The organism is Streptomyces sp. NPDC050842 (assembly GCF_044456565.1).
In the GTDB taxonomy this organism is placed as follows: Bacteria; Actinomycetota; Actinomycetes; order Streptomycetales; family Streptomycetaceae; genus Streptomyces.
Genome location: NZ_JBITGA010000003.1, coordinates 838,351 through 853,556, shown reverse-complemented (window position 1 = coordinate 853,556; position 15,206 = coordinate 838,351). Strand labels below are relative to the sequence as shown.

The 15,206-nt window shown below is 74.8% G+C and carries 14 protein-coding genes; 8 read left to right on the top strand and 6 right to left on the bottom strand.

Annotation, left to right across the window (positions count from 1 at the left end):
* Positions 1 to 136 precede the first annotated feature (136 nt).
* The 3 genes from ACIBG6_RS13040 to ACIBG6_RS13030 all read right to left on the bottom strand — a co-directional run bounded on the left by ACIBG6_RS13040 (position 137) and on the right by ACIBG6_RS13030 (position 3,764).
* Positions 137 to 1,093, bottom strand: coding sequence for a 4'-phosphopantetheinyl transferase family protein (locus ACIBG6_RS13040; RefSeq protein ID WP_399222653.1), 957 nt, complete (start codon positions 1,091 to 1,093; stop codon positions 137 to 139).
* Entirely contained in the window at positions 1,090 to 2,865 is a 1,776-nt protein-coding gene (locus ACIBG6_RS13035; RefSeq protein WP_399222652.1) for an acyl-CoA dehydrogenase, read from the bottom strand. The genes ACIBG6_RS13040 and ACIBG6_RS13035 overlap by 4 nt, the downstream gene beginning before the upstream one ends.
* Positions 2,866 to 3,041: 176 nt before the next feature.
* Positions 3,042 to 3,764 carry an alpha/beta fold hydrolase gene (locus ACIBG6_RS13030; protein WP_399222650.1) on the bottom strand — a complete coding sequence of 241 codons (723 nt, stop codon included), beginning with the start codon at positions 3,762 to 3,764 and terminating at the stop codon, positions 3,042 to 3,044.
* Between the two features lie 270 nt (positions 3,765 to 4,034).
* Here ACIBG6_RS13030 and ACIBG6_RS13025 point away from each other — a divergent pair, with 270 nt between their 5' ends.
* Positions 4,035 to 4,424, top strand: a complete 390-nt coding sequence (locus ACIBG6_RS13025) for a DUF6059 family protein (protein WP_399222648.1) — start codon at positions 4,035 to 4,037, stop codon at positions 4,422 to 4,424.
* Between the two features lie 14 nt (positions 4,425 to 4,438).
* Here the strand turns inward: ACIBG6_RS13025 and ACIBG6_RS13020 are convergent, their stop codons facing one another.
* A complete protein-coding gene (locus ACIBG6_RS13020) occupies positions 4,439 to 5,761 on the bottom strand; it encodes a sensor histidine kinase (protein ID WP_399222647.1) in 1,323 nt (440 codons plus the stop codon).
* Positions 5,762 to 6,030: 269 nt separating this feature from the next.
* Here ACIBG6_RS13020 and ACIBG6_RS13015 point away from each other — a divergent pair, with 269 nt between their 5' ends.
* The 6 genes from ACIBG6_RS13015 (at position 6,031) to ACIBG6_RS12990 (ending at position 11,801) form a co-directional block, all read left to right on the top strand.
* Positions 6,031 to 6,348, top strand: coding sequence for a hypothetical protein (locus ACIBG6_RS13015; protein ID WP_399222646.1), 318 nt, complete (start codon positions 6,031 to 6,033; stop codon positions 6,346 to 6,348).
* A gap of 37 nt (positions 6,349 to 6,385) precedes the next feature.
* The gene (locus tag ACIBG6_RS13010) at positions 6,386 to 8,602 is read left to right on the top strand and encodes a TOMM precursor leader peptide-binding protein (RefSeq protein WP_399222645.1); all 2,217 of its coding nucleotides are present in this window, start codon (positions 6,386 to 6,388) and stop codon (positions 8,600 to 8,602) included.
* A gap of 241 nt (positions 8,603 to 8,843) precedes the next feature.
* Complete coding sequence (locus tag ACIBG6_RS13005) at positions 8,844 to 9,449, top strand: DNA-binding response regulator (protein WP_399222702.1); 606 nt, start codon at positions 8,844 to 8,846, stop codon at positions 9,447 to 9,449.
* A 142-nt stretch (positions 9,450 to 9,591) separates the two neighbouring features.
* Positions 9,592 to 10,368 carry a BTAD domain-containing putative transcriptional regulator gene (locus tag ACIBG6_RS13000; RefSeq protein WP_399222644.1) on the top strand — a complete coding sequence of 259 codons (777 nt, stop codon included), beginning with the start codon at positions 9,592 to 9,594 and terminating at the stop codon, positions 10,366 to 10,368.
* Positions 10,369 to 10,471: 103 nt separating this feature from the next.
* Positions 10,472 to 11,410 carry a glycosyltransferase gene (locus ACIBG6_RS12995; RefSeq protein WP_399222643.1) on the top strand — a complete coding sequence of 313 codons (939 nt, stop codon included), beginning with the start codon at positions 10,472 to 10,474 and terminating at the stop codon, positions 11,408 to 11,410.
* 136 nt (positions 11,411 to 11,546) lie between these two features.
* Entirely contained in the window at positions 11,547 to 11,801 is a 255-nt protein-coding gene (locus ACIBG6_RS12990) for an acyl-CoA carboxylase epsilon subunit (RefSeq protein WP_399222641.1), read from the top strand.
* Between the two features lie 90 nt (positions 11,802 to 11,891).
* Here ACIBG6_RS12990 and ACIBG6_RS12985 read toward each other — a convergent pair whose 3' ends face one another.
* Both ACIBG6_RS12985 and ACIBG6_RS12980 read right to left on the bottom strand, forming a co-directional pair.
* Positions 11,892 to 12,878, bottom strand: coding sequence for an MBL fold metallo-hydrolase (locus ACIBG6_RS12985; RefSeq protein WP_399222640.1), 987 nt, complete (start codon positions 12,876 to 12,878; stop codon positions 11,892 to 11,894).
* Positions 12,875 to 14,434: a class I adenylate-forming enzyme family protein gene (locus tag ACIBG6_RS12980; RefSeq protein WP_399222638.1), complete on the bottom strand. Its 1,560-nt coding sequence runs from the start codon at positions 14,432 to 14,434 to the stop codon at positions 12,875 to 12,877. Before ACIBG6_RS12980 ends, ACIBG6_RS12985 begins: the two co-directional genes overlap by 4 nt.
* Before the next feature lie 172 nt (positions 14,435 to 14,606).
* On the opposite strand from ACIBG6_RS12980, the gene ACIBG6_RS12975 reads away from it, so the two are divergent.
* Positions 14,607 to 15,035 carry a nuclear transport factor 2 family protein gene (locus tag ACIBG6_RS12975; RefSeq protein ID WP_399222636.1) on the top strand — a complete coding sequence of 143 codons (429 nt, stop codon included), beginning with the start codon at positions 14,607 to 14,609 and terminating at the stop codon, positions 15,033 to 15,035.
* Positions 15,036 to 15,206 lie beyond the last annotated feature (171 nt).

Here is a 15,206-nt window from a genome sequence, read left to right as displayed (position 1 = left end):
GCAGCGGGCTTGTGGCCGGCTGCCCCGACCCGGGCGCCTGCGGTGTGAAACCTCCCCGGATCCCGAGGAGGCCCCACCGGCTCCACCACCTTGGCGGGGGTGACTCGACGGCCCCTTGAGTGCAGGTGGATAGGGGTCAGGCGGGCATGGAGCGCTTGATGGCGGCCAGGATCTGGCGGTTGAGGGCGGTGCTGGCCCGGGTGTCGGGCCGGCCGGAGCGCCGGGTGTCCTGGAGGGCGACGGCGGCGACGTGGCCTCCGGGCACCGGGCAGGTGGCGAACCGCCAGGTGTGGTCCTCGACGAGGGTGCCGTCGGCGCGTTCGAGCCGCGCGTGGCGGCCTGTCGCACCGCTCGCCGCGCCGGCCGCGCCGCCTCCCACGCCGCCCGCCGCCCCGCCCGCCGCGCCGCCTCCCACTCCGCCCGCCGCGCCGCCTCCTGCCTCGTCGTCCGTGCGGAAGCCGAACTCGGTGAAGGGAAAGCGCAGTCCCTGTCCGAGCGCCTTGCTGTAGGCCTCCTTCAGCGTCCAGAGGCTGAGGAGCCGGCCGTTGCGCTCCGCCTCCGGGGCGCGGGCGATCCTCCGCCGTTCCGGTTCGGTGCACATCAGCCGCTCGACGTCCTGGCCGCTGAGCCTGCGGTTCGCCGGTTCGGTGTCGATGCCGACAACGCCGAGGGAGGTGATGCCGCAGAGGAGCAGGTCGGCGGTGTGGCTGAGGCTCACGTCGATCTGGTCGTAGCCCCGGAGGTGGACGCGGCCGTTGAGCCCGTACCGCAGCTCCAGGGAGTACGGCTCCGTGCCCAGGGCGACGGCGGCGGTGTGCCGGATGAGCATCCGGGTGGCGAAGAATCGTTCCCTCAGGTGGGTGCCGGCGAGCTTGCTGTAGCGCTCCCAGTCGCGGCCGAGGAGCTCCCTGCGCTCCTCCTCCGGCGGCAGCTGGGTGCGCCACTCGTCGAGCGAGGCGTGCACCATGCCGAAGCCGGAGCCCTCCAGGTCGCGCAGCAGGTTCCCCCACGGCCCGCCCGGACCGCCGACGCGGCTCGGGGCGGGCGGGAAGTCCCGGTCGGCGGCGGCCGCGTCCGTCCCCCGCGTGCTCATCCCGCGAGTCCGGTACGCAGCAGGTCGAGGCTCTGCGGCACGCGCACCCGCGCCAGGACCTCCTCGCACAGCCGGGTCTCGATCGCGCGGGGCAGCGGCGGCACGGACCGGCCGACCCGGCGCAGCAGCCGGTGCAGGGCGAGCGCGAGCCAGGTGGGTTCGTCGAGGAACTCGTCCGGTCCGGCGCCCGCGTTGAGCCAGACGCCGACGCAGGCCGAGGCGGCGAGCAGCAGCGCGTACCGCTCGCTGAGCGGGAAGGTCCGCGTGTCGAAGAGGAGCCCGTCGTCGTCTCCGGTGAGCCCCGCGGCCTCGCGCCGTATCTCGGCGGCCTCCGCGCACAGGCCGTCCACGAGGGCGGTGAGCAGCTCGGCGTGCGGGTGCCCGGTGAGCGCGTCGGGCAGCCGGCGGGCGGCGTGGCCGAGGTAGTCGAGGAGCCCGTCGCCGCCGCCGAAGCCGGAGAGCCGCTCGCCGTCGAGCGGCGGCAGCGGCGCCTCCAGGCGGAACAGCTCGGCGGGGGTGACGGCGGCGGCCGGGTCGGCGACCGCGAGCGCCGGCAGGTAGGGGGCGATGACGGACTGGCAGATGGCGCTGCTGACGTGCCCGAAGGTGATGGTCGACAGGTCGCGGAGCTGCTTGCGGAAGACGGCGTCGTGCCCGCTCTCCGCGTGGAACGCGTCGCCCATCACCGCCGACAGGTCGTACAGCGCCTCGCCGACGATCTTCGGGACGATGTACTTGGTGACCGCGGCCAGCACGTCGCACTGCTCGGGCAGCAGATGGGTGGAGCGGCCCGCCGTCAGGGCCAGGCAGTCGGCGATCAGCAGGTCCGCGAACGTACCGGCGAGCGCGGAGCGCGCCGAGGCGTCGCCCACCACGCCCTGGGTGCCGAGGTCGCGTTCCTGGGCGGCGCGCACGGCGGCCCGCAGCGCGGTGTCGGCGAGGCCGATGGCCATCGAGGGGAAGGCCGCGTGCACGGCCGGGTAGGCGCGCAGGCTGAGCGCCACCCCGTCGCCCCAGGTGCCGACGAGGGACTCGCCTGGCAGCGGGCAGTTCACGAACTCGAGCCCGGCGGCGTGGAGTCCGCGGACCCCGGTCGTACGGTGCCGGGGCAGCGCCCGCACGTGCGCGGGCGGGACGGACGCCGGGTCGAACATCAGGATCGAGTAGTCGGTGGCGCCGTCCCCGGTCGAGACGAAGCCGACGATCAGCTCGGCGTTGTGGGCGTTGTTGATGGCGCTCTTGCGGCCGTTCAGCCGCAGCATGCCGTCGTCGGCCCAGGCGGCGGTGAACTCCTGGGCGTGGAACTCGCTCTCGTGCTCGAAGCGCTGGCAGGCCACGCCCACCATGCCGCCGCGCAGGATGACGTTGGCCATCCGGGAGCGCTGGCGCGCGTCGCCGTTCAGCCACACCATCTGCGCGCCCAGGAAGGGCGTGAAGCCGTGGCTGAAGGCGAGGGCCGGGTCGCGGCGGAAGAACGGCCGCATGACCAGGCCGAGGAGGTCGACGCCGGCCATCCGGCCGCCGAGGTCCACCGGTACCGTCTCGGCCGGCATGCCGAGGTTCTGGAACCGCCGGATGCCGATGACGGAGCTCTCCCCCGAGTCGTCGGCGGCGAGGACGGCGGCGAGGCCGACGGGGTTGTCGGGGCTCCACGGGTCGCCGAGACCGTCTTCGATCTCGGCCACCCGGGCGCGGGTGCGCGTCAGCCGGTCGGGCTGCCACTGCGGATCGGCGCCTAGCGCGGCGGCGATCAGTTCATCGGGTTCGTACATGGTCACCCCAGGGCGTCAGAGGGGGCATCGGCGGACAATCCCTCGCACCCTGTCGACAGACGCTGGAGACAGCCTTGACCGGGAGTCGACCCGAAGGCGGCAGGCCGGAGGCTCCTGGGTGGACGACGTGCGTCCGGCGTACGCCTGGCGTGCGCACGACGCGCGTCCGGCAGGTGTCAGCGCGCCGCCGAACCCGCCCTGCGCACCCCGTCGACCAGCCAGCGGTACACGGCCCCGCCGCGCGGCGACGTCCCCCCGGTCGGGCCGAAGTCGTGGAACACGGAGCGCTCCAGGGTCAGTTTGAGCAGGGCCAGGTCCTGGGGCGCGGTGAGCGGGTCGTCGGGGGCGTGGCCGACCCACACCCGGCCCCGGATCTCGTACAGCTGCTCGGGGCGCAGGGCCAGACCGCCCAGGAGGTACGGGAGTTGCTCGCCGCCCGTCGCCCCGGTGGCGTCCACCAGCGCGTCGACCGCCACCGGGGGCAGGCGGAGGATCCGGTCGGCCTCCTCGAAGAGCCGGGAGACCGGGGCGCCGACGAGATGGACGGAGTCGATCCGGGGGTCGGTCGCGGCGGCGGCGAGCGCGGGACGTCCGCCGAGGTCGAAGCCGATGACGCGGGCGCGTCCGGTGTCCGCGGCGGGGGCGTGGGCGTCGATCAGCCGGGAGACGGAGGCGGCGGTGCACTCGGCGCACGGCACGGGCCGGGGCAGGCGCACGGCGACCACGGCGTGTCCGCAGGCCACGAGCCGGCCGAGGAGCCGGACGCACTCCGGGCCGCCGCCCAGGGCCCCGCCGACGACGAGCACCAGCGGCCGTGCGGGATCGAGCCCGCCCCTCCACCAGACCGGGTCCCGACCGTTCGCGGGCACCGCACCCCGACGGGTGTCGCGCACGGCCATCCCTCGCTCCTCTCGGCGGCCACGGCCTGGCATCGGCTTGTCCGAGTCGTCCGTTCGGCGAACGGCAGGACAACCCCGGGAGCATGCTGACACCGCCCGCTCGAATATCGCAGGAGTCGTCGGCCACTGGCTCTGAAGCGGCTGCGGCCGTCGGCCGCCGTTCCACCCGTGTTCGAGCCGGACGTGAGCGGCGCGGACGACGCTCCGGGGACGGCGGCGGCCCGAGGGACCCCCCGGCCCCGGCCGCCGCCCACGAACGGAGGTCGAGCGGTGCACGGAGTGCCGAACCGCGCCCTGGGACACGTGGTACGGGTGGCCCTGGGCTGCTACCGGGCCCTGGTGGCCTTCGGATCCTGCTGGCTGCCGCTGCCCGAGGACCAGTTGCGGCGCATCCTGTACGGGGAGAGCGAGGACCACGGACCGGAGACGGGAACCGCGGACACGAGCCCGAGCGAGGCACCGATCACGACCACGGCGCCGATCGCCCCCGCGCCCGTACCCACTCCCGCGCCCCCGGCGGGCGGCCGGGGTGCGACGACCACGCCCAGAGCCTGGGCGACGACACCCGGCCCGCCGCCCGGCCATCCGGAGCGGCTCTGCGTCGAGGTGCCGCTCAGCGACCTGGAGAGGCGTCTCGCCCGGCAGTTGAAGGGCGTCTGACGCCCGCTCCCCGGTCAGGCACTGCGCCGGGACTCCAGGGTGGGGCGCTCGGCCGGCGCGGGCTCGGCGGGGCACTCCGCCCGGGGATCCTCCGTCAGGAGGGCTAAACCGTCCTTCACGGCGGCCGCGTCGGCCGGGACGGCGACGACGAGCCGGAAGGTGGTGCCCCCGGGGTCCACGCCGCTGCGCAGCCGGCCGCCCACGGCGGCTGCCCGGGTCGCCAGGTTGGTGAGTCCCGTGCCGGTGCTGTCGGAGTCGACGAGCCCCCGCTGCCCCACCCCGTCGTTGACGATCTCCAGCCGGATGAACCCCTTCCGCTCGGGGTCCGCGCTGGTCGTGATGGAGCAGGTGCGGGGCTGGCTGTGCCGGAGGACGTTGGTGACGCCCTCCCGCAGCACGGTCGCCAGGATCGTGTTCGCGATCGACGAGAGCCCCGTGCACTCCACCTCGATCTCGGCCCTGATGCCGGCCGCCTTGAGCACCGATCCGGCGGACTCGGCCTCGACGAGGAGCGACATGTCCCGGTAGCCGCGCGCCACTTCGCGGACGTCCGCCAGGGCCTGTCGGGAGATCACGAGGACCTCGGTGACCTCCTCGCAGGCCCGCTGCGGGTTGCTGGTGATCAGCCGCTGGATCAGCTCGTTCTTCAGCGTGATGGAGGAGAGGCTGTAGCCGAGCAGGTCGTGCAGGTCCCGGGCGAAGCGGAGCCGTTCCCTGGCGACGGCCATGCGGGCGAGCTCGCCGCGCGAGTCGTGGATGGCGGTGGCCAGCATCGCGAGCCGGGCCATGGAGTACAGGACCAGGCCGGTGAGGGCGGTCGAGACGCCCATGTAGGCGATGTCGACGGGCCGCAGTTGCTCGGTCGCCGAGATCGCCATGACGCCGGCCACGGTGAGTCCGTAGAGCACCCAGCCCAGGACCGGGGAAAGCCGAAGGAGGAACGATCCGGCAAGGAAGCCCGCCATGCCTCCCCAGTGCCATCCGAAGAGGGCGAACGGCACGAAGGTGACGAGCGCCTGGAGGATCAGGGACCAGGGGTGCAGCCGCCGCCTGAGGTGCGCGAGGTGCGGTGCGAAGTGCACGTACTGGAGGGCGGCGAGCACCGGCGGAATGATGAGACAGGCGGTCAGCTCCGACCTCCCCGGAGCGAGTTCGAGGACGTTCACGGCCTGCATCAGCAGGTAGCCGAGGAAGACCACCACGACCAGGACATTGGCGATGCGGGGAGCCGGAGCGGCGGAACTGATGGCCGACAACTCCCTTTTGCCGCCGGACCGTTCCGTGGCACCCGCGCGCAGCGCGGTGAGTCTGAGTCGAGAGGTGCCCTGTGCTGTCATCGGATCCAGCCCCCTGTCGGCCCCTCCCCCGGGGCCACCCATGGCCGGATCATAACCACACGGATCCGCTTCATGTCGCTCCGTGGCCGGATTCTGGGCGTCCGGATGTCCGTATCGCGGGCCGATCCGCCGACTGGAGCGAATTGTGACCGTGGTGAAAATCTCATGTCGGTGAGGGTGAAGGGATCACTTGTGGAGAAGTCGCGAAGTTTCGTCTACTCCTATCGAGCCTCACGGCCTCACCAACCGCTGACATCACGGGAGTTGCCATGAACAAGTCTGTCGTCACGGCCCTGGAGATCGGCTCGATCGAGCAGGAGCTGGCCTTCGCCGAGCTCATGCTCCACACCTTCGTGGACCCGGCCTTCGCCGCCCGCTACGCCAGCGACCCGGACGCCGTCCTGAAGGAGTCCGGCATCGACCTCGACGAGGGCGCCACCGCCCCGGTCATCCCGGCCGGCACCGGGCTCGGCGCCGTCACGGAGGAGTACGCCGCGATAGCCCCCGACGGCACCACGCTCCTCACCCTCTGCATCCGCGCCCTGCCCGCCGCCGCCCTCGCCCCGCTGTCCTCGGCCGGCCACTGATCCCGTACGTCCGACACGCAAGGGGAGGGGCACACGCATGCGCATGGGGTTCAAGGAGCATCTGCGGGCCGAGGTCGTGCCCGGCGAAGCGACGTACGTCATCTCCGAACGGGGCATCACCGCCTTCGACGACGCGCGGGTCGCGGTCGTCGCACCACTCCTCGACGGCACCAGGGACTTCCGGTCCCTCGTCGCCGAAGCCTCTCCCCACTGCTCGCCCCGGGACGTCGCCCTGGCGATCGGCCGTCTCAACGAGGCCGACCTTCTGAACCGCGACCCGGCGCCGGCGACACCCACGGCGGCCGCGGCCGCCGCGTACTGGGAACTGGCCGGCGCTCCCGGCCCGTTATCCCTCTCGACCGTACGGGTCCGGGCGGTCGGCGGCGCCGACGCCCGGGCCGCCGAGCAGGCCTGCACCGCGTCCGGCCTGCTGCTGACGAACGGTGCGGGCGTCCCGGGCGACGCGGTCGCCACCGGTGCCCCCGCCGAACTCACCCTGGTCGTCTGCGACAACTACCTCGACCCCGAGCTCGCCGCCGTCGACGCGGAACAGCGCGCGACGGGCACGCCCTGGCTGCTCGCGAAGCCACACGGCACCACCCCCTGGATCGGGCCGCTGTTCCGGCCCGGCGACGGCCCCTGCTGGCAGTGCCTGTCCCACCGGCTCTCGGGCCACCGGGGCGCCGAGACCCATCTGCGCCGGGCCCTGGGCCGCCCGGTCGCGCACCCGCCGGCCGAGACGCCCGCGAGCCTCCTCCTCGGCAACCAGCTCGCCGTCGCGGAGTGCGTGAAGTGGCTGGGCGGGCACCGCCACCCCGGCCAGGACGGCGTCCTCACCTTCGACACCTTCAGCCTCACGACCCGGGTCCACCCGCTGCGGGCCCGCCCGCAGTGCCCCGGGTGCGGCAACCCCGGCCTGGTGGCGCGCCGCGTCCTCGCCCCCGTCACCGTGCGGTCCCGCCCCAAGGCCGACCTCACCGGCTCGGGCCACCGCTCCGCCACCGCCGAAGAGACCCTGCGGCGGTACGAGCACCTCATCAGCCCCATCACCGGCGTCGTCAAGGCCGTGCAGCGCGACACCCGCGGCCCCGCCGGGCTCAACTCCTTCCGCGCCGGACACAACCACGCCCGGGGACCGCGCGGCCTGACCGGGCCCGACGCCCACCTGCGCAGCGAGAGCGGTGGCAAGGGCATGTCCGAACTCGACGCCCGCGTCGGCGCCCTGTGCGAGTCCCTGGAGCGGCACTCCGGGATGTACGAGGGCGACGAGCCGACCGTACGGGCGAGCTGGCGCGAGGTCGCCGACCGGGCCGTCCACCCCGCCGCCTGCCAGCTCTACGACCCCCGCCAGGGCATGGAGCCCTTCGACGACGACGCGCCCGTCGACTGGACGCCCGTCTGGTCGGTGACCCGCGGCGAGCACCGGCTGCTGCCCACCGCGCTGCTCTACTTCGACGCCCCGCGCACCCCGGGTCTCGGCCACGTCCGGGCCGACTCGAACGGCAACGCCGCCGGGAGCAGCCCCGAGGACGCGATCGTCCAGGGGTTCCTCGAACTGGTCGAGCGGGACGCGGTCGCCCTCTGGTGGTACAACCGCACCCGTCAGCCCGGCGTCGACCTCGACGCCTTCGAGGAGCCCTGGATCGGCCGGATGCGGGAGCTGCACGCCTCGCTCGGTCGCGAGGTGTGGGTCCTCGACGTGACCGCCGACTTCGGCGTCCCGACGTTCACCGCCGTCACGCGGCGCACCGACAAGCCCGCCGAGGACATCCTGTTCGGATTCGGCGCGCACTTCGACCCGAAGGTCGCGCTGTGCCGCGCGCTCGCCGAGGCGAACCAGATGATGCCGGCCGTCGCCGAGGTCCGGGCCGACGGAACCGGATACGGCTGCCGGGACGAACGGCTGCTGCGCTGGTGGCAGTCGGCCACCGCGGCCGCCCTCCCCTACCTGCTGCCGGATCCGCAGGCCCCGCTGCGCGGCCCCGCCGACTTCTCGTACGTCCCGCGCACCGACCTCCGCGAGGACGTCACCGCGATCGGGGAGGCGGTGCGCGAGCGTGGCATGGAGCTCCTCGTCCTGGACCAGACCCGCCCCGACGTCGGACTCCCGGTGGTCAAGGTGATCGTGCCCGGCATGCGGCACTTCTGGGACCGCTTCGCCCCCGGCCGCCTCTACGACGTGCCCGTGAGCCTCGGCAGACTGGCCGCTCCGACGCCGTACGAAGATCTCAACCCGACCCCGCTGTTCCTCTGAGGCCTCTCTGATGTTCCTCCGACCGGGGCTACTCCCCAGTACCTCCTGACGATCGTGTGAACAGTCGAAGACGACGGAGGCGGCCGCTCCAGGGCCGCCTCCGTCGTCGTTCGAATCCGGCCGTCCCACCCCCGCGCGGCGATCGAAAATAGCCAGTACGCTCCATCCCCGTCGTGCGAGTGCGCACGTCGTCGTGCGCGTGCGCACGGAGTCCACGGAGTCCGCGGGGGTGGAACGAGATTTGATCAGGATCCTGATCGCCGAAGACATGCGCATGCTGCGCCGTGCTCTGGTGGAACTGATTTCCCTGGAGCCCGACATCGAGGTCGTCGCCGAGCTGGAGAACGGCACCGACATCGTGCCGCGCGTCGAGGAGCTGAAGCCCGACGTGGCCGTCCTCGACATCGAACTGCCCGGTGTCGACGGCATCGCGGCCGCCGAGGCCCTGCACCGGCGGGGCGCCGGGGCCAAGGTGCTGATCCTCACCAGCCTGGGCCGGCCCGGCAATCTGCGCCGGGCCCTGGACGCGCAGGTGCGCGGCTTCCTCCTGAAGGACGCGGAGCCCGGCCGGCTCGCCGACGCGATCCGCGCCATCGCCAAGGGCGAGCGCGTCTTCGACCCGCAGCTGATGCTCGCCGCGCTCGGCGCCGCCGAGTCCCCGCTGACCCCGCGCGAGGCGGACGTCCTGCGCCTCGCGGCCGAGGGCGACGACGTCGACGAGATCGCCGGCGCGCTCTACCTCTCGTCCGGCACCGTCCGGAACTACCTCACGGCCGTCGTCTACAAACTCGGTGCCCGCAACCGGGTGGACGCCATCCGCATCGCGCAGACCTCCGGCTGGCTGTGAGCCGTTCGCGTCACCGTGCACCGGAACCATGAATCCGTCACGGTCCGGCCGGGCACGGTTCATCCTCGGTCTGTTTCGCGCTCACTGGTCCGCCGCCACGGGCCCGTGCGACGGTGGAACCCACGACGAGGAGGAGGCACCGATGAGGATCGACATGCTGGGCCCGTTCTCCGCGGCCATCGCCGGTGTTCCGATCACCCCGAGCGCCCGCAAGCCCCGCCGGATCCTGGCGCTGCTCGCCCTCCACGCCGGCCAGGCCGTCCCGGTCTCCGCCGTCGTCGACGAGGTGTGGGGGGCGGCCGCCGCCCCCAAGGCGCACATCACGGTCCAGACGTACGTGCTCCAGCTCCGCAACTTCATCGGCCAGGCCCTCAACGACCCGCGCGCCGCCCGGGACGTCCTCGTGACCCGGCCCGGCAGCTACGCCCTCCTCGTCGGCGAGGGCACGGTGGACGTCCACACGTACGACCGGCTGTGCGCCCAGGGGCAGTCGGCCTTCGAGACCGGCGACGACACGGCCGCGGCGGCCCGGTTCCGGGAGGCCCTCGCCCTGTGGAAGGGGCGCGCGCTCGACGGCGTCCAGGACGGTCCCGCCCTCGGCCTCGAGGCGATGCGCCTGGAGCAGAGCCGTACCGACGTACTGGAGCGGTGCCTGACCGCCGAGTTGCGGCTGGGCGCCGGGGAGCGGCTGCTGCCCGAGCTGTCCGCCCTGGTCGAGGAGCACCCGCACCACGAGGCACTGCACGGGCTGCTGATGACCGCTCTGGCGCGCACCGGCCGCGTGTCCGGCGCGCTCGGCGTGTACGAGTCGGTCAGGGCCCGCCTCGACGAGCGCTTCGGGCTGCTCCCCTCGCCCGACCTCCGGCGCCTCGGCCAGGAGTTGCGGGAGCGCGCCGGGCAGGCCTCCCACCACGCCTGACGTTCGGACTCCAGCGTCCCCCTAACGAGGCTGGACCGCCTGGGGGTCCCCTGGTCGCAAGAGCGTGCGCGACGGAGCGCACGGCGCGGCCGAGGGGGAACCCATGCGTGTCCTGTTCACCGCACGGCACTCCGTGTCGCACCTGCTCGCGATGACGGCCGCCGCACAGGCCTGCGCGTCCGCGGGCCACGACGTCCGCACGGCGGGGCCGCCCGGCGCCCCTCGCTCCGCCGCACTGCGGGGCACGTCGCCGCCCGGCCGCGACTGGCTCCCCGACCTGGTGGTGTCGGCGGAGGACGACACGACGGCCGGGGCGCGTCCCGGTGCGCGGGTCGTACGGTGGACGCCGCTCGACCACCGGAGCGCCGACGGAGCGACGCCGGTCCGCATCGACCCCTGCCCGCCGGGGCTGCGCGGGAACCAGGAGACGGACGGCCTGTCCGTGCGCCAGCCCACGTGCCACGCCGGACAGTTGCCGTACGAGCTGCGCGAGCCGCACCACCTGCTGCGGGTGTGTCTGCGCCCCGGTCCGCCCGGTTCCCCGCGGAGCTGGGAGCCCGAGCGGCTGCTCCTCGTCGCCCGGGCCGCGCTCGGTCTCGACGTCGAGGTGATCGTCCTCGTCCCCGCCGCCGAGCGGGCGCGGGTGACCGGGGTCCTGGGCTCCCTCGGCCGGGCCGGCGCCCAGCTCCGGTTCGCCGAACCGGAGCTGCTGGGCCCGGTCCTGGCCACCTGTGTGGCCGTCGCCCACGAGGGCGGCCCCGACGTGACCCTGGAGGCCGCGGCCCACGGCGTCACCCAGCTCGTGATCGCCGACACCCGTCCCGCGGGCGACCGGCTGGACCGGATCGGCGCCGGTCGCCGGCTCGTCGCCGCCGAGGAGCCCCGGGAACCCGGGAGTTCCCTGCGGCTGCGCCGCCATCTCGCCGACCTCCTCTACGGCGGCCGGGCGCTTGCGACCGCCCAGCGGCTGCGCTCGGCGATCGCCGCCCTGCCCTCGCCGGAGGACTTCGCCGGGCGTCTGGAGGACCTCGCCGCCCGATAGGACCTGTCCGGCCCCACTCCGTACACCTGCCGTCCGGCCGGGCCCCGTACATCTGTCCCCAGGCCCGCCTCACACACCATCCGTCCGTCCATCGTCCGTCCGAGGGGCCCGCCCCTCCCCGCAGGAGGCCACCGCCATGAGCGCATCGACCCCGTTCCCGCTTCCGCCGCACCCGGCGGAGTCCACCGCCACGCCGGTCCGCCCCCTGCGGATCCTCAACGGCAACCCCACGCCGGAGGAGGTCGCCGCCGTGACGGCCGCCCTGCTCGCGACGCTGCACCGCGAGCCGCCCCGCCCGGCGGGCAGCGGAACCGACCGAGCGGCGCGCTGGAGCAGGTCGCACACCTCGCAGGCGGCGGGTTCCTGGCGCTCGGTGCCCCGCGGCCGCTGACCGCCCGGACAGCCGGGCCGCCCCATACGCGTACGCGCCGTACGGGATGCCCTCACATCCCGTACGGCGCGTACGGCGCGTTGTCTACGGCTACGGCGCCGGCGGCAGCGACCGGCCCTCCCCGACCGCCAGCGGCCACAGGTCAGCCGGCGCCCGGCCGGTCTCCCGCCAGGCGGCGCGGGCCCGTTCGAGCGGGTCGAGCAGCGGCTCGCCCGACAGCGCGAACGTGCCCCAGTGCATCGTCGCCATCCGGGCGGCGCCCGCGTCGAGGCAGCCGCGCACGGCCTCCTCCGGGCTGACGTGCGCGTGCGAGAGCAGGGCGCGCGGCTCGTACGCGCCGATCGGCATCAGCGCCAGGTCGATGCCGGGGAAGGCCTCCCCGATCCGCGCGAAGTGCGGCCCGTACGCCGTGTCCCCGGCGAAGTAGACCCGGTGCCCGGGGCCGGACAGCACCCAGCCCGACCAGAGCGTGCGGCACAGGTCGAAGGGGCCGCGGCGGCTCCAGTGGCGGGCCGGGACACAGCCGAACCGGACCCCGTCGAGCTCGGCCTCCTCCCACCAGTCCAGCTCGGTGACCCCGCCGAACCCGCGCTTCCTGAACCACCGTCCGAGCCCGGCGGGCACGAACACCGGTGTCGTGCGCGGCAGCCGGTCGATCGTGGCGGCGTCGAGGTGGTCGTAGTGGCTGTGGCTGATCACCACGGCGTCGACCGTCCCGACGGCGTCCCACTCCACTCCCGGCGGGGTGAGTCTGCTGCCCGCCCCGAGGATGGCGGACGACCACACGGGGTCGGTGAGGACGGTGAGCCCGCCGATCCGTACGACGTAGGTGGCGTGCCCGATCCAGGTGGCGGAGGTCCCGGCCGGATCGGACCCGAACCCGCCGTGCGGTTCCGGGTGTACGGGGATGAGCGCGGCCTGCGACCGGTCGCCCGGCCGGAGTTTCCCCGCGACGACGGCGGCCAGCATGTCGCGGGGGCTCGGCAGCGGATCGGCGAGCCGGTGCTGGTACCCGTCGGCCCGGTCGCACCGCGCCCCCAACGGCCGCCGTACGACCTCGGGCCGGACATCGGTCATCCGGAGACCGCCGCCTCGGCGGGACGGGCGCCCAGTGCGCGCAGGGCGGCCTTGTCGAGTTTGCCGTTGGGCAGGCGCGGCAGGGCGCCGACGCGGACGACACGGTGCACCCGCTCGGTCTCGGGGCCTTCCGTTCCCCCGGCGGCGAGCCGCTCCTCCCACGTGTCCTCGGCCCCGTCCCGTGCCACCACGAACGCGGTGGTCAGGAGCGGGCCCTCGGTCCCGGGCCCGGGCAGGCCGAGCACCGCGCACTCCCGGACGGCGGGGTGCGCCGCGAGGCGGCGCTCCACCCGGCCGGGCGAGACGAGGGCGCCGTCGTGGTGGTAGAGGTCGACGACCCGGTCGAGGACGTACAGGTCGCCCTCGGGCGAGAGCCGGCCCGCGTCGCCCGTGGCGAACCAGCCGTCCCGCCCGGCGGCCGGCGTCACCGCGAGCCGCCCCAGGGCGTCCAGCGAGACGTAGCCGAGCGCGACGTGCGGGCCGGCGATCTCGATCTCGCCGAGCCCGCCGTCCGTCACCGGCTCGCGGGTGGTCAGGTCGACGATCCGGGTCGCGGCCTCCGGCAGGGCGGGGCCGACCGAGCCCTCGGGGGCGCCCCCGGCACCGGCGGAGTGGGCGAGGCCCGCCGTCTCCGTCAGCCCGTACCCCTGGACGAGGGGCGCGCCGAAGGACGTGCCCAGCCGGTCGGCCGTGGCGGGCGGCAGCGGGAGCCCGCCCGTGCCGACGAGCCGGACGTCCGGCAGGGCGAGGGCCCGCGGCTCGGGGTGTTCGGCGAGGGCGGCCAGCTGGAACGGCAGGGCGTAGAAGTGGGTGGCCCGCCGCTCCCTGGCGAGCCGGATCGCGCCGGCCGGGTCCCGGCCCGCCGCGAGGAGCTGGGTGGCGCCGGCCGTGACGGCGGCGTTGAGGTGCATCGGGTGGTAGAGCGGCAGCGCGTTGAGCACGACGGCGTCCGCGCCGACGCCGTGCGCCGCGCCGATCTGCCGGGCGCCGGTGAGGAGGTTGCGGTGGGTCAGGGCGACGCCCTTGGGACGGCCGGTGCTGCCGCTGGTGAACATGATCGCGGCGATGTCGTCGGGACCGGCCGGGGCGGTCTCGTACGCTCCCGCCTCCGGGGTGTGGGGCAGCTCCTCGAAGGTCACCACGGCCCGCAGCGACGGCACGGCGGCCAGGGCCGGGCCCACCGTGGCCCGTACGTCCGCCGAGAGCACGACGGCCGCGGCCCCGACGGAGCTGAGGAGACCTTGCCAGGCGGGCGGCGGGAGGAAGGGGTTTATGGGCGCGACGATGTGACCGGCGCGGGCCACCGCGTAGTAGACGGCGGGGAAGTCGGCTCCGAGGACCGAGGAGACGGCGACGACCTCGCGCCGCCCGGTGCCGAGCAGTCCGGCGAGGCGGGCGGCGATCGCGTCGACCCGCGCGTCCAGCTCCGCGTAGGTCAGGGCGCTGCCGGCGGCCTCCACGGCGAGGTGCCGCCCGGACCGGCGTGCCGCCTGGCGCGGCAGTGCGCCCAGCAGGACCGGCGCTCCCTCCGAGAACTCACGACGCTGTACGACCACGACGGCTCCCCCATTCCCTTCACCCGGCAGATTCCGGCGGATTCCGGCAGCCTCTCCAGCCGTCCTCGAGCGGCCGTCGAGCGATGGTGAACAAGGCCCGCCCGAGCGCCCGCCGAGCCGGCGGGGCCAGCCTGCGTCCCCACACCCCACGCACCCCGACCGAGGAGTCTCCGTGACCGCTACCGCCGCCCGCCGTCAGTCCCTCCTGGACTTCTACGCCCGCCAGATGCACGCGGCCGACGGCGACGACGTCGACGCGTACGCGGGGACGTTCACCGAGGACACCGTCTTCCGGAGCAACGCGCTGCCCGGCCCGGTCCAGGGCCGGGAGAGGATCCGCGAGGCGACCCGCAGGCTGGGCGAGGCGCGCCGCGCCGGCGGGGTCGTACGACGTCACCTGCTGACCTCCCTGGCCGTGACCGAGCTGGCCGACGGGGCGCTGGCCACCCGCGGGTACGTGCTCCTGGTGGAGACGGCCCGGGAGGGCGCCCCGGAGGCGTACCTGAGCACGGTCATGGAGGACGAGGTGGTCGCGGTGGACGGCGGATGGCGGGTGCGCCGCCGCGACGTGCTGCGCGACGACCTCCCGCCGCTGGGCTGAGACGGCCGGGCGGCAAACGCCGAGACGGCACGACGGCGGACGAGGAGCGGGGGGGGCCCCCGCCCGCCCGGGGGCCCCCCCCCCCCCGGCCCCCCGCGCCCCCCCCCCCCCCCGGCGGGGGGGCCCCCCCCCGGGCCCCCCCCCCCCCGCCCCGGCGCGCTGGTCGGGGGC